Annotated in this window: 12 protein-coding genes; 8 read left to right on the top strand and 4 right to left on the bottom strand. The window is 25.2% G+C overall.

Translation table 11 applies throughout. The features are described from left to right. The first annotated feature begins 91 nt into the window (after positions 1 to 91). The 4 genes from holA to rodA all read left to right on the top strand — a co-directional run bounded on the left by holA (position 92) and on the right by rodA (position 4,931). Entirely contained in the window at positions 92 to 1,126 is a 1,035-nt protein-coding gene (gene holA, locus FD726_RS03585; protein ID WP_159990226.1) for a DNA polymerase III subunit delta, read from the top strand. Beyond that, entirely contained in the window at positions 1,116 to 1,763 is a 648-nt protein-coding gene (gene nadD, locus FD726_RS03580) for a nicotinate-nucleotide adenylyltransferase (RefSeq protein WP_159990225.1), read from the top strand. Before holA ends, nadD begins: the two co-directional genes overlap by 11 nt. 157 nt (positions 1,764 to 1,920) lie before the next feature. Further along, complete coding sequence (mrdA, locus tag FD726_RS03575) at positions 1,921 to 3,780, top strand: penicillin-binding protein 2 (protein ID WP_159990224.1); 1,860 nt, start codon at positions 1,921 to 1,923, stop codon at positions 3,778 to 3,780. A 38-nt stretch (positions 3,781 to 3,818) separates the two neighbouring features. Then, positions 3,819 to 4,931, top strand: a complete 1,113-nt coding sequence (gene rodA / locus FD726_RS03570; RefSeq protein WP_159990223.1) for a rod shape-determining protein RodA — start codon at positions 3,819 to 3,821, stop codon at positions 4,929 to 4,931. 67 nt (positions 4,932 to 4,998) lie between these two features. On the opposite strand, the gene lipA is transcribed toward rodA, so the two are convergent. The 4 genes from lipA to FD726_RS03550 form a co-directional block, all read right to left on the bottom strand. After that, positions 4,999 to 5,922: a lipoyl synthase gene (gene lipA / locus FD726_RS03565; protein WP_159990222.1), complete on the bottom strand. Its 924-nt coding sequence runs from the start codon at positions 5,920 to 5,922 to the stop codon at positions 4,999 to 5,001. 100 nt (positions 5,923 to 6,022) lie between these two features. Further along, positions 6,023 to 6,661, bottom strand: a complete 639-nt coding sequence (gene lipB, locus FD726_RS03560; RefSeq protein WP_159990221.1) for a lipoyl(octanoyl) transferase LipB — start codon at positions 6,659 to 6,661, stop codon at positions 6,023 to 6,025. 302 nt (positions 6,662 to 6,963) lie between these two features. After that, positions 6,964 to 7,173 (bottom strand): transcription antiterminator/RNA stability regulator CspE, encoded by a 210-nt coding sequence (gene cspE, locus FD726_RS03555; RefSeq protein ID WP_006118399.1) that lies wholly within the window; start codon positions 7,171 to 7,173, stop codon positions 6,964 to 6,966. Positions 7,174 to 7,824: 651 nt separating this feature from the next. Continuing rightward, positions 7,825 to 9,111 (bottom strand): serine/threonine transporter, encoded by a 1,287-nt coding sequence (locus tag FD726_RS03550; protein ID WP_159990220.1) that lies wholly within the window; start codon positions 9,109 to 9,111, stop codon positions 7,825 to 7,827. Positions 9,112 to 9,915: 804 nt separating this feature from the next. Between FD726_RS03550 and secB the strand changes: the two genes are divergently transcribed. From secB to pfkA, 4 genes are all read left to right on the top strand, one after another. Further along, positions 9,916 to 10,350 (top strand): protein-export chaperone SecB, encoded by a 435-nt coding sequence (gene secB / locus FD726_RS03545; RefSeq protein WP_159990219.1) that lies wholly within the window; start codon positions 9,916 to 9,918, stop codon positions 10,348 to 10,350. 337 nt (positions 10,351 to 10,687) lie between these two features. Further along, entirely contained in the window at positions 10,688 to 11,503 is an 816-nt protein-coding gene (gene cysE, locus FD726_RS03540) for a serine O-acetyltransferase (protein ID WP_159990218.1), read from the top strand. A gap of 302 nt (positions 11,504 to 11,805) precedes the next feature. Then, entirely contained in the window at positions 11,806 to 12,690 is an 885-nt protein-coding gene (gene fieF, locus FD726_RS03535) for a CDF family cation-efflux transporter FieF (protein WP_159990217.1), read from the top strand. 112 nt (positions 12,691 to 12,802) lie between these two features. Next, the gene (gene pfkA, locus FD726_RS03530) at positions 12,803 to 13,765 is read left to right on the top strand and encodes a 6-phosphofructokinase (RefSeq protein WP_159990216.1); all 963 of its coding nucleotides are present in this window, start codon (positions 12,803 to 12,805) and stop codon (positions 13,763 to 13,765) included. Positions 13,766 to 13,787 lie beyond the last annotated feature (22 nt).

Below are 13,787 nucleotides of genomic sequence, written 5' to 3'. Positions count from 1 at the left end.
GCTACGAATCCTATAGTTCATAAAGCTACGAATCCTATAGTTCATAAAGCTACAGTTATAAATAATCCTTCAATAAAATTATTGCATTAATATGATTAGGATAAATCAGGAAGAGCTTGGGAGACACATTCATAATAAATTAGGTAATGTTTATGCCATAGTAGGAAATGAATCTACATTAATAAATGAAAGTGCTGATCTAATTAATATGGTAGCAAAAAATAATGATTTTAAAGAATTTTTTAATTTCGTAATAGATAGTAATACTAATTGGTTTTATATATTTTCTATTTTTAGTTCTATTGGTTTATTTAATACTAAAAAAGTTATTAATTTGCAATTTACGGAAAAAACTGTTGATGCTTCAACTATAAAACAACTTAATATTCTAAATAAATTGTTACATTCTGATATTTTGCTTGTTTGTCGCATGACAAAATTAAATAAAAATGAAGAAAGAACTGTATGGTTTAAAAATTTTTTTAAGTTTAGTATTGTTGTCTCATGCTGGAAATTACAAACATACCAAATAACAACATGGATAATAAATCAAGCAAAAAATATGCATTTGTTAGTAGATAACGATGCCATAAAATTGCTTTGTCAATACTATGAAGGAAATTTATCAGCATTAGTTCAATCTTTAAAAACTTTACAATTACAATGGCCAGATGGTAAAGTAACTGAATCTAGAATTAAAAAATCAATTAGTAAATCACAAATTTTTGTTCCTATTAATTGGGTGAACGCTTTATTAGAAGGAAATATTACTAAGGCAATATATATTTTAAATCATTTAGAAAGAAATGATGTAGAACCAATAATTTTATTAAAAAGTTTGCAATATGATGTTATGTTATTAATAAAATTATTTTTTTATAAAAAACAAAAATCTCTTAATGTTATTATGGAAAATTATAGTATATGGTCTACAAGACGTTATTTATTTAATTGCGCATTGCAAAGATTAGATCTTATTAGATTAAAAATAATAGGTATTTTTCTGATTAAAGTGGAATTAGATATTAAAACAAAATCTAGTAAGGGAATTTGGTTGCAGTTAGAATTATCTTCTTTACTAATGTGTAATAATGATTTTTTAATCAATTTTTCCTATGAATTATGAATTATATGCAGTATTTGGTGGAACTTTTGATCCTGTCCATTTTGGTCACTTACTACCAGTAAAAATACTAGCTAATCAAATTGGTTTAGACAAGGTAACTATAGTGCCTAATAATATACCACCACATCGTTTACAACCTGAAGCTAATGCAAAACAACGATTAGATATGCTAAAATTTGCTGTAGAAAAAGAACCATTATTTAAAATAGATACACGTGAATTAAAGCATAAAACGCCATCTTGGACTGTTTGTACAATGGAAAATTTACGAATAGAACTTGGTGCTACAAAATCATTAGCTTTTATTATTGGTTCAGATTCTTTATTAAATTTAACAAAATGGTATCGTTGGCAAGATTTACTTTCTGTATGTCATATATTAGTATGTAATCGTCATGAATTTTTGTTAAACAAAAAAGTTAAATTAATATCTCCTGCATTAAATAAATATATTATTAACGATGTACAGAAATTATACTTAAAACCATCAGGATATATTTGGTTAGCCGATACTCCTTTTTTCAATATTTCTTCTAGTAAAATAAAATTGCTTATTAGTCAAAAGAAAAAATGTGATTATTTACTTCCTAAAACTGTTATTGAATATATTTTTAAATACGGATTATATGAAAATTAAATTCACTGCATAATAATTTCATTTGCATTAATGACAAAAAATTCTTTTTGAGAATTTTTTGTCATTATCTATTATTAAATAATAGAGTTAATTAAAAGTATTTTATTTTATATTATTAAAAATTAACAGATATACATAAATCAACTATAATATAATAATGATATTTAAGAACTACAGTTTTCATAACGACCATAATGGAAAAAAAATTTCCAAGCATAGGATATTAATTGCTTTTTCTTTTATTCTAGCAATTCTGTTTGTGATATTGGTAAATATATATTATTTACAGGTAGTACATTTTTCAGAATATCAATTAAGATCAATAAAGAATCATATTAGGTTAATTCCAATTGCACCAAAAAGAGGAAATATATATGATCGAAACGGTATACCTTTAGCAATTAACCGTAATTTATATCAGTTAGAATTGACATCTAAAAATATTAAAATTTCAAGTAAAACTATTTTAAATCTACATAAAATCTTTAATATAACAAATAATGACATTGAAATTATTAAAAAAAACGGTAATATAAATACTTATTTAAATGACATAATTATCAACCATGAATTAAATGAACCAGAACTTTCATATTTTTGTAATAACCGATATCTTTTTCCAGAAATAAACATAAGAAAATCTCAAATCCGTTATTATCCTTTTGGCAAAACACTAACTCATGTAATTGGTTATACTTCAAAAATAAATGATCAAGATATATCATATCTCAATAAAATAAAAAAAACATCTGATTATATAGTTACTAAAAATATTGGAAAATTAGGTATAGAATCTTATTACGAAGATATATTACATGGTAAGATTGGATATAAAGAAATTGAAATTAATAGTGGTGGTAAAGAAATAAGGGAGATAAATAAAACACTACCAGTATCTGGTAGTAATATTTATCTTACTATAGATTTAAAATTACAGCAATATATTGAGAAAATTACTGCTAATAAAGGTAGACTGGCTGTAGTGGCCAGTAATCCAAAAAATGGTGAAATTTTAGCTATGGTTTCTGCTCCAAGTTATGATGCAAATTTATTTGTCCATGGTATATCTAATAAAGATTATAAATTTTTATTAGATGATAAAGATCTTCCTTTATATAATAGAACTATTCAGGCTGTTTACCCTCCAGCATCTACTGTAAAACCTTATATTGCACTTACTGCTCTGGAAGCAGGTGTCATCAGTAAAAAGACTAACATATTTGATCCAGGTTGGTGGAAAATGCCTGGTTCCAAAAAATGTTATCGTGATTGGAAAAAAAAGGGTCATGGTTATCTTAATGTAACAAAATCTATCGAAGAATCTTCTGATACTTTTTTTTATCAACTTGCTTATAACATGGGAATTGATTATATTTCTGAATGGATGATGAAGTTTGGTTATGGACAAAACACTGGTGTAGATTTACCACAAGAAAGCAAAGGAAATATTCCAACACGCGATTGGAAAATAGCTAATTTTAAAAAACCATGGTATCAAGGTGATACAATACCAATTGGTATTGGTCAAGGTTATTGGACAGCAACTCCTTTGCAAATGAATAAAGCATTAAACATTCTAATCAATAATGGGGTAATTAAGATACCGCATATTTTACATTATGTTGGTAGCAAAAATTCAAAAATATTCTTTAATGAACCATTTTCAAAAAATACAATTAAATCTAATCTAAATTATTGGAATATAGTAAAAGATGGAATGTATGGAGTTGCTAATCGTAAAAATGGAACTGGATATCAAAGTTTTTCAGATGCTCCCTATAAAATAGCAGCAAAATCTGGTACTGCTCAGGTCTTTAGCCTAAAAGAAAGTGAGACTTATAATTCATATAAACTTAATGAGAGTTTACGTGATCATAAATTAATGAATGCTTTTGCCCCTTATAATCAACCAATTATAGCAGTAACAATTATTATGGAAAATAGTAGTAAGCACAAAATAGGGGTGATTATGCGTCAGATATTAGATTTTTTCATTTTAAATCAGAAAAAAAAATGATTGCTTATTATTCATAATATTTTATTGGAATTATAAATATGTCAATCAGAATATCAAATGAAAAAATTAAAAAAAAATCACTATGGGCACGTTTTCATATTGATCCATTTTTTATGTTTACAATTATTATCTTATTAATTTATGGTTCTATAATTGTTTGGAGCGCCAGTGGTCAAGATATATACACTATAGAAAGAAAACTTAGTCAGGTTATTATTGGTTTAATAACCATGATAATACTAGCTCAATTACCACCTAAAATTTATGAAATTTCAGCATACTACCTCTATCTTATATGTGTAATATTATTAGTTATAGTTGATATTTATGGACAAGTTAGCAAAGGATCACAACGTTGGTTAGATTTAGGAATATTACGTTTTCAACCATCTGAAATTGCTAAAATAGCAGTACCTTTAACTGTTACAAGATTTATTCATAGTGACTTTCATAAATTAAACTTCCAAAAAATATTTGTTGCATTAATTTTCATATTAATACCAACTATACTAATAGCAATACAACCTGATCTTGGAACATCTATTTTAGTTGCTATATCAGGATTGATTGTACTATTCATTTCAGGAATAGATTGGAAATTTATTTTTATATCACTGTTATTAATAATCTTGCTTAGTCCTATTATTTGGTTATGTTTAATGCAAGATTACCAGAAAGAACGTATAATGATGTTATTTAATCCTAATAGTGATCCTTTAGGAGCAGGTTATCATATTATGCAATCAAAAATTGCAATTGGTTCAGGCGGTATGTATGGAAAAGGTTTACTAGAAGGTACTCAATCACAGCTCAATTTTTTACCAGAGCGACATACTGATTTTATTTTTGCTGTTTTAGCTGAAGAACTTGGTTTAATGGGAATAGGAATATTATTTTTATTATATCTCGTATTAATTATAAGAGGTTTAATGTTAGCTCTAAGAGCTCCAAATTCGTTTGGGTGTATAATTATAAGTACTTTTATGTTAATTCTATTTATTTATGTAATTATTAATGTTAGTATGGTGAGTGGAGTTTTACCTGTTGTCGGAGTGCCACTGCCAATGGTAAGCTATGGAGGATCATCACTTATTGTTTTACTTGCTGGTTTCGGAATTATGATGTCTATAGATACACATAGGAAAACATAAACTTCAGATATTGAATATTATAGTTTCTATTTACTGTAATTTACTGAGTTATTTTGTTCTTTATTGTTTAAAAAACAGATATTCCTTTTTCTTGCATTTCAGCTCTATAAGAAGATCTAACGAATGGGCCACAAGCAGCATATACAAAACCCATAGATAAAGCTTCTTGTTTTATTTCATCAAATTCCTCTTTAGATACATATCGTTGTACTGGAAAGTGATTACTACTGGGCTGTAAATATTGTCCTAAAGTTAGCATGGTTACACCATGATTACGTAGATCTTGCATAACTTTAATAATTTCTTGATTATTTTCACCTAAGCCCAACATCAATCCTGATTTAGTTGGAATATTTGGACAATATTTTTTAAATATTTCTAATAATTGTAATGATTTTTTATAATTAGCTCCAGGACGTATTATTCGGTATATTCTAGGTACGTTTTCTATATTATGACCAAATACATCAGGTGGTTCTGTAGTTATAAAATTTAAAGCATCATTAAAGCATCTACGAAAGTCTGGAACCAATATTTCTATTTTTATATTTATATTTTTTTTACGTATAGCTCTAATACAATTAACAAAATGTTCTGCCCCACCATCAATTAAATCATCGCGATTTACAGAAGTAATTACTACATAATTTAATCCAATATCATGTATAGTAGTTGCTAACCTTTCAGGTTCTTGGTGATCTGGCGGTATTAAAGCAGTACTCGCATGTTTAACATCACAGAATGGACATCTTCTGGTACAGATAATACCAAGTATCATAAATGTTGCTGTATTGTTATTAAAACACTCAACTATATTTGGACAAGAAGCTTCCTCACAAACTGAATTGATATTGTTTTCACGCATAATTGATTTGATACGATTAATTCTAATAGAACTTATAGGTAATTTAATTTTAATCCATTCTGGTTTAGGTAACTTTCCCTGATTTTTTATTTTTATATTTTTTATTGGTATAATTTTCATTATCATTGATTTATTGCAACTATATAATATTTTTAGAATTTATTATTAAATAGTAGACTTTGTTGTTTAATGTATCAAAATAGCTTTTTATTTTATATTTATATTGTTATTTCCATAAAATATGACTGTAATTCATTAATTTAACGAATTCTGAAACTAGTGCAATTCTAACTGTTCTGATATCAATATTTGGATTATAATGCTGCATTTTTGTCATTTTCATATTAGGAATACCACAAGGGTTAATACTTAAAAATGGTTTTAAGTTTATTGTTACATTTAAAGCTAATCCGTGAAGTGAACAACCTTTACTTATTCTTAATCCTAAAGAGCAAATTTTCTTATCTTTTACATATATTCCAGGGGCATTAGGTTTATTATGAGAAATGATTTGAAAATGACTTAAAGTTTTAATTGTTGTTTCCTCTAAAATACTAACTAATTTATGAACACTTATTTTATGTCGTTTTAAATCAATCAACACATACATTATTTGTTGTCCTGGGCCATGATAAGTTATCTGGCCTCCTCTATCAGTATGAACAACCTGGATTTTATTAGGTTCTAAAATATGTTCTTTTATGCCTAATCTGCCTTGAGTAAAGATAGGATTGTGCTCTACTAACCAAACTTCATCTTGGCTTTCATTATTACGTTGTTTTGTATATTTATGCATAGCATCTGACACAGACTGCCAGTCACATAAATTTAACTGACGTATTATTACAACAGAACAAATAGTCATTAATAAAGCAGCCTATTTATATCTTAATTAAGTTTTTTAACAAATTCATTTTCTTTATAAGGTAATATGATTAAAATAATTTTAAAATTGAATTATAATAATCATATTGAAAACATATACAAATAACTTATAAGATTCAAAAATTACGCTTTTGTTGTAAATTACAAAGTATAACTATTGTTATATTAAACAATTTGTATTATTAAATAGTGTATACAATATATTTATCTGTTTTTATATTAACAGTAGTGACCGAACCAATACCCGCTGAATATATGCGGGTGTTGGTTCTTACTGTTAACTTACAAACTGATAACGTTAGCAGCAGATGGACCTTTCGCGCCATCAGTAATCTCAAATTCAACTCTCTGGCCTTCTGCTAGAGTTTTGAATCCATTGCTCTGAATAGCAGAGAAATGTACAAACACATCTTTGCTACCATCTTCAGGAGTAATGAAACCGAATCCTTTTGATTCATTAAACCATTTAACATTACCTTTAATCTTAGACATCTAATATTACCTTTACATAAAGAAAATAAAACTACTACTGTATTGATATATAGGTACAGTAATTATAAAAAACATCATATAACTTAAATTTATTCATACTTCTAATAAGTACTAATAATTTGATTTAGATAACACATTGTGATGAATTGCCTCCTTTTATAATTTATACGATAAATAAAATAATAATTTTTATGAATTTAATTTTACTATTACACAAAATAGTATTTAATTCAAATAAAATATCAATATTAATTTAATATATAATTATTTTATTAACAGCTACTATTATACCATAAATTGATTATAAATATAATTAACTTAAATTAAAAATTTATTATTAATTATTATGATTCATTAATCGATGATAAAATCAAATTGTTTATTATATCAAATATTACATTAATAAAATTCAATAATTAATCTTAAATATGTATAATTTTAATATATAAATATATAACTAAATTGATTAATATGTTACTTGAAATGTTATTGTTTATAATTTTTTATAAAATTAATATAATTGTTATTTAATACTAAATCTTAATTATACTAATATATTTAAAAAACAATATTTAATTTTAATTAATTGATTATGTTTATTAATTTAAATTTTTATTAAGATAATTAAATTTTTTAATACAACAATTATAATTAATAAAAAAATGAGTAGAAAATTGCAGATATTGCAGTTAATCCAATTATTATAACAAATAAATCACTAATATTATTGCAATATTTATTCATAATAGCAATTTTTCTAATTGCATACATTGGCATTAAAAATAAAATCATTGAAATAATAGGACCTCCTAATGTTTCTATCATTTTTAAAATATTAGGATTTAATGTAGCAACAAGCCAAGCAGTTACTAAAATAAATAAAGAAGTAATAAAATTTAACTGTTCAGGTAATATACGTTTACCTAAATGATTTAACACTTTACTTATAATACCGTTTAATCCTTCTTTAGCGCCTAAATAATGACCAAGAAATGATTTAGTAATAGCTACAATGGCAAGCGGTGGTCCTAACCAATCTATTACTGGTACATTAAAGTGATTTGCTAGGTAAGACAATATAGTAATATTTTGTTTTTTGGCAATATATAAATCTTCAGGAGAAAGACTTAGTACACAACTAAAAACAAAAAACATCACAGTTATAACCATTAATAAATTAGAATAAGCAAGTATACGTGAACACTTTATTTCCGCATATTTACCATATTCTATACGTTTTACTAATGCAAAAGATGATATAATCGGCGAATGATTAAAAGAAAATACCATTACTGGAATAGCTAACCACAATGTAATCCATATATTATTACTTGATTTACTAATATTTAATGTTTCTATTATAGCTCCTTGCCAATGTGGTATTAAATAAAATGCTATCAAAATTAAAGCTATAATAAAAGGATATACTAATATACTCATTACTTTTAATATTATTTTTTCACCAAATAGAACAATAATCATCATAATAATAACTAAAAATAGTGATAATATAGCACGAGGAGGTGGAATTAACTTTAATTGATTTATTATAAAACTATTTAATGTATTTGTCATAGCAACACTATACATCAATAAGGTAGGGTATATTGCAAAAAAATATAATAAAGTTATAATATTTCCTGCGATAATACCAAAATGTTCTTGCACTACTTCTGTAATATTTCCAGAAGGATTTTTTCCTGATAAAACAAATCTTGTTAAAGCTTGATGAGAAAAAAAAGTTAGAGGAAAAGCAATAACAGTCATAACAATTAATGGAATTAAACCGCCAATACCTGCATTTATAGGTAAAAATAATATTCCTGCACCAATTGCTGTACCATATAATCCTAATAACCAAATAGTATCAGTTTTATTCCACCCTTTTTTAGTTATTTTATTAATATTATTTAATATACTTATTTGAGTGGTTTTCATACAATACTCCAATAAAAGTTCTAAAAATTTATTTTGATTAGTAAATATGATGAGAGATCAATATGAGTAATTTATTATTAAATAATTGGAAAAAATATCAGAAATATAAATGTTTATTTAAAATAGTTCTTATAAAAACAAAATCATAATGAATATAATTATATTTTATAATAATGAATTTAATGATAATTAGTAAATAGTTTATTTTAATTTAGTACTTTACAATATTTTTATTATATTCATGATATTTAAATTTAATTATTTAAAAATCAATAATATAGTATGTTACTAGTTAAATAAACAAGAATAGTAGTATATTAATTAGGAAAAATGAATGTTTAATAATATTAAATTGAATAAAACACTACTAATTAAAATATTTAATTTAAAATACGGTAGAAGATAAATATTATTTAGATATGATTGTCTGCTTGAATATTTTCTTACTATTAGTATCATTATACAATAATATTTTTAATAATTTAAAATTAAAAATATGAACAATTAGCACTGCTAACATTATAATATATTATTAATAATAAAGATATATAGAATAATAATATACTATTAATTTATCAAAGATAATAATTTATTTAACTAATAATAAATAATATATTTTAAATATTTTTTTATGCATATAACAACAAAATAACATTATTAAAGTAAATAAAAATTTTATCTAAAATATTTATTAACGGTAATTACGTAGTTAGTTATTGGTAATACATCAAAACTTAAAATTAGAAAAATATTAATATTTCTGTTAAGCTATAATTTTTAATTTATTTAGTAGGTTATTAATATATGCTAAATTATAATGTTAACGAAATAAAATTTCAGATTCAACGTATATATGTAAAAGATATTTCATTTGAAACTCCTAATACTCCACAAGTGTTTAATAAAGATTGGGATTCAAATTTAACATTAAACATACATACTAAACACAGTCAATTATCTATCAAGATTTTTGAGGTAGTACTGAGTTTAACTGTAACTTCTTATCTTAACGAAGAAATCGCTTTTCTATGTGAAGTAAAACAAGCAGGGATATTTAACATATATAGCATCAACAAGTTATATTTAGAACATTTCTTATCAACATATTGTCCAAATATTTTATTTCCTTATGCAAGTGAATGTATCAATAATTTAATTATAAGAGGTTCTTTTCCTCAAATAAATTTAGCACCTATTAACTTTGATAAAATTTTTAATGAACAATGTCAAAAAAAATAAAAATTATGATATTTTTATCTTATAATTATCACAATTAATATTTAATGATATTATTATAAATAATTTATCAAATTATCTAAAATTAAAAATATTAGATCTAATATTTTTAATTTTTATAATATATTTTAAGATATTTAATGAATCATCAACAATTGTATTATTGATTAAATTCAAAATAATATTAAAATTAATTGTATTTAATAATATTTACTTAATTATTCTAAATTTTTCATGATAAGTATTGAATTATCTACTTGTATAGTTATTTTTTATTTGTATTATTTTATCCAAATAACAACTAATAAAAATTATAAAATATTTACAGGAAATAAAGTAGATGTTTTCTGATAAACTAAAACTAGTTTGGAATAACATTAAAACAGAAGCTCGTATTATATCTCGTTCAGAACCAATGTTAGCTAGCTTTTATCACACAACTTTACTTAAACATGAAACCTTAAGTAAGGCGCAAAGTTATATTTTGGCAAATAAAATTGCAAGTTCTTTTATGCCTGCTATTAATATTCGTGAAATATTAGAAGAAGCTTATACCAATGAAATATCTATTATTAATGCTTCTGTTTATGACATACAAGCTATTATTCAACGTGATCCAGCAATAAACAAATATTCTATACCATTACTTTATCTCAAAGGATTTCAAGCTTTACAGTGCTATCGTATTAGTCATTGGTTGTGGAATCAAGGTAGATATGCACTGGCAATTTATTTACAAAATGAAATTTCAGCTGTATTTGGTGTTGATATTCATCCTGCTGCAAAAATTGGTCAAGGTATTATGCTTGATCATGCTACAGGAATTGTTATAGGTGAAACAGCAGTAATTGAAAACGATGTTTCAATTCTACAATCAGTTACATTAGGAGGTACTGGTAAAGTAATCGGTGATCGTCATCCAAAAATACGTGAAGGTGTAATGATTGGTGCAGGTGCTAAAGTTCTTGGAAATATTGAAATCGGAAAAGGTGCTAAAATAGGAGCTGGTTCTGTAGTATTAAAAAATGTTCCTCCAAATACTACTGCTGCTGGAATTCCAGCACGCATTGTTGGAAAACCAAGTAGTGACAAACCATCAATGGATATGGATCAATATTTTAATAGCTTAGGATTTCAACTTGGTGATGGCATATAAGTAAGTTAATTAATAATTATTTATCAAATATTATTAATTATTTAAAACCTTACTTAAATTTATTATTAATAAAATATTCTGTATTGTTATTGTTTATAATAAAATTATTTTTGTTCTATCATTATATGTTAATAATAATTATAATTTCAAGAATATTAAATATCATAATTAATAAATAAAAATTGTAATTTAATATAAAAATATTTTATTAAAATGCAATAAATAATATTATAAAACATAGTCAGATATATGGAATAAAAATATTGTAATATCTTATTTGATATAAAACAAGGAATTTAGCATTGCAAAAATCTTACTGCCGATTAGTAAAACTAGCTGTATTAGTTACTACTATTTTTTCTTTTGTATTATTAATTGTTAAAATTGTTTCTTGGTGGTATACAGAATCAGTAAGTTTACTTGCTGCTTTAATTGAATCAATCGTGGACATTACTGCTTCTTTTATTAATTTATTAATCGTTCGTTACTCATTACAACCAGCAGATTCTGAACACATGTTTGGTCATGGTAAAGCTGAATCGTTAGCAGTACTTGCTCAAAGTATGTTTATTTCAGGATCATCTGTTTTACTTTTCCTCACTGGAATTAAGTATCTAATTTATCCTACTATAGTTCATTCGCCTGGCATAGGAATAATTGTAACTATTATTTCACTAATTTCTACTTTAATTTTAGTATGTTTTCAAAAATGGGTAGTAGGCAAAACTGGTAGTCAAGCAATTCGTGCTGATATGTTACATTATCAAGCAGATGTTATTATGTATGGAGCTATTATCATTTCTCTTATTTTGAGCAGTTATAATTTCATACATGCAGATGCATTATTTGCTTTATCAATTGGATTGTTTATTCTTTGTAGTGCATTAAAAATAGGATATAATGCAATTCAGATACTATTAGATCATGTATTACCGGAACAAGAACGAAAAAAAATATCTGATATTTTAGCTAAGTGGCCTAATATACAAGGTATTCATGACTTACGCACTCGTCAATCTGGATCCACTAGATTTATTCAATTTCATTTAGAATTAGAAGATAATTTACCACTTTTGCAAGCACATGATGTAGCAGATAGAATTAAAACAGCATTACTTATGGAATTTCCAGGTTCGGATATAATTATTCATCAAGATCCTAGTTCTTCTATAAATATTAAAAAATAAAATATATATAACAATTAATAAGTAAATTATAAAGTTAAAATGTTAGATTTTAATAAATTTATTAAAAAAATAATGAATTATTATTAAGTAATCAATAAGGAGATATATTATAATGATAAAAAAAATAGGAGTATTAACAAGTGGAGGAGATGCACCAGGAATGAATGCAGCTATTCGTAGTGTTGTTCGTTCTGCGTTAAGTGAAAAATTGGAAGTTTGTGGAATTCAAGATGGTTATTTAGGTTTATATGAAAATAGAATGATTAATCTTGATCGTTATAGTGTATCAGATGTAATAAATCGAGGTGGTACTTTCCTTGGTTCTGCAAGATTTCCAAACTTCATTGATGAAAAAGTTAGAAAAGTAGCTATTGAAAATATTAAAAAATCTGCTATTGATGCATTAGTAATTATAGGAGGAAATGGTTCTTATAAAGGCGCTATAAAAATCACAGAGATGGGTTTTCCTTGCATTACTTTACCAGGAACTATTGACAATGATATAGCTGGGACTGACTATACTATAGGATATTTTACTGCACTTGAAACTATAGTTAAAGCAATAGATCGTTTACGTGATACTTCATCTTCACATCAACGTATTTCTATAGTTGAAGTTATGGGACATTATTGTGGGGATTTAACATTAGCTGCTGCGATTGCAGGTGGTTGTGAATTTATCGTTTTACCTGAAATAACGTATAATCGTGAAGAATTAGTAGAAGAAATTAATATGGGTATGGCTAAAGGAAAAAAACATGCAATAGTTGCCATTACTGAGCGTATTTGTAATTTAGACGATTTAGCATTATTTATTGAAACAAAAACCAAAAGAGAAACTCGCACAACAGTACTAGGTCATATTCAAAGAGGAGGATCACCTTGTGCATATGACCGTATTTTAGCTTCTAGAATGGGTAACTATTCTATTCAATTATTAATTCAAGGATATGGAGGTCATTGTATAGGTATACAAAATGAAAATATGGTTCACCATGATATTAAAGATACGATTAAACATATGAAGCGCTCATTTAAGCTTGAATGGCTAAATATGGCTAAACAACTTTATTAACAAACAAATCTAAAACAAATAA

The sequence above is a fragment of the Pantoea sp. SoEX genome (assembly GCF_009829945.1).
Taxonomy (GTDB): domain Bacteria; phylum Pseudomonadota; class Gammaproteobacteria; order Enterobacterales; family Enterobacteriaceae; genus Pantoea_C.
This window is presented reverse-complemented; position numbering and strand designations above follow the sequence as displayed.

Coding starts and splice junctions, on each gene's coding strand:
- nadD (WP_159990225.1), top strand. CDS start 1,116: ATGAATTATGAATTATATGCAGTATTTGGTGGAACTTTTGATCCTGTC.
- cysE (WP_159990218.1), top strand. CDS start 10,688: ATGTTTTCTGATAAACTAAAACTAGTTTGGAATAACATTAAAACAGAA.
- pfkA (WP_159990216.1), top strand. CDS start 12,803: ATGATAAAAAAAATAGGAGTATTAACAAGTGGAGGAGATGCACCAGGA.
- holA (WP_159990226.1), top strand. CDS start 92: ATGATTAGGATAAATCAGGAAGAGCTTGGGAGACACATTCATAATAAA.
- lipA (WP_159990222.1), bottom strand. CDS start 5,922: ATGATAATGAAAATTATACCAATAAAAAATATAAAAATAAAAAATCAG.
- mrdA (WP_159990224.1), top strand. CDS start 1,921: ATGATATTTAAGAACTACAGTTTTCATAACGACCATAATGGAAAAAAA.
- cspE (WP_006118399.1), bottom strand. CDS start 7,173: ATGTCTAAGATTAAAGGTAATGTTAAATGGTTTAATGAATCAAAAGGA.
- lipB (WP_159990221.1), bottom strand. CDS start 6,661: ATGACTATTTGTTCTGTTGTAATAATACGTCAGTTAAATTTATGTGAC.
- rodA (WP_159990223.1), top strand. CDS start 3,819: ATGTCAATCAGAATATCAAATGAAAAAATTAAAAAAAAATCACTATGG.
- FD726_RS03550 (WP_159990220.1), bottom strand. CDS start 9,111: ATGAAAACCACTCAAATAAGTATATTAAATAATATTAATAAAATAACT.
- secB (WP_159990219.1), top strand. CDS start 9,916: ATGCTAAATTATAATGTTAACGAAATAAAATTTCAGATTCAACGTATA.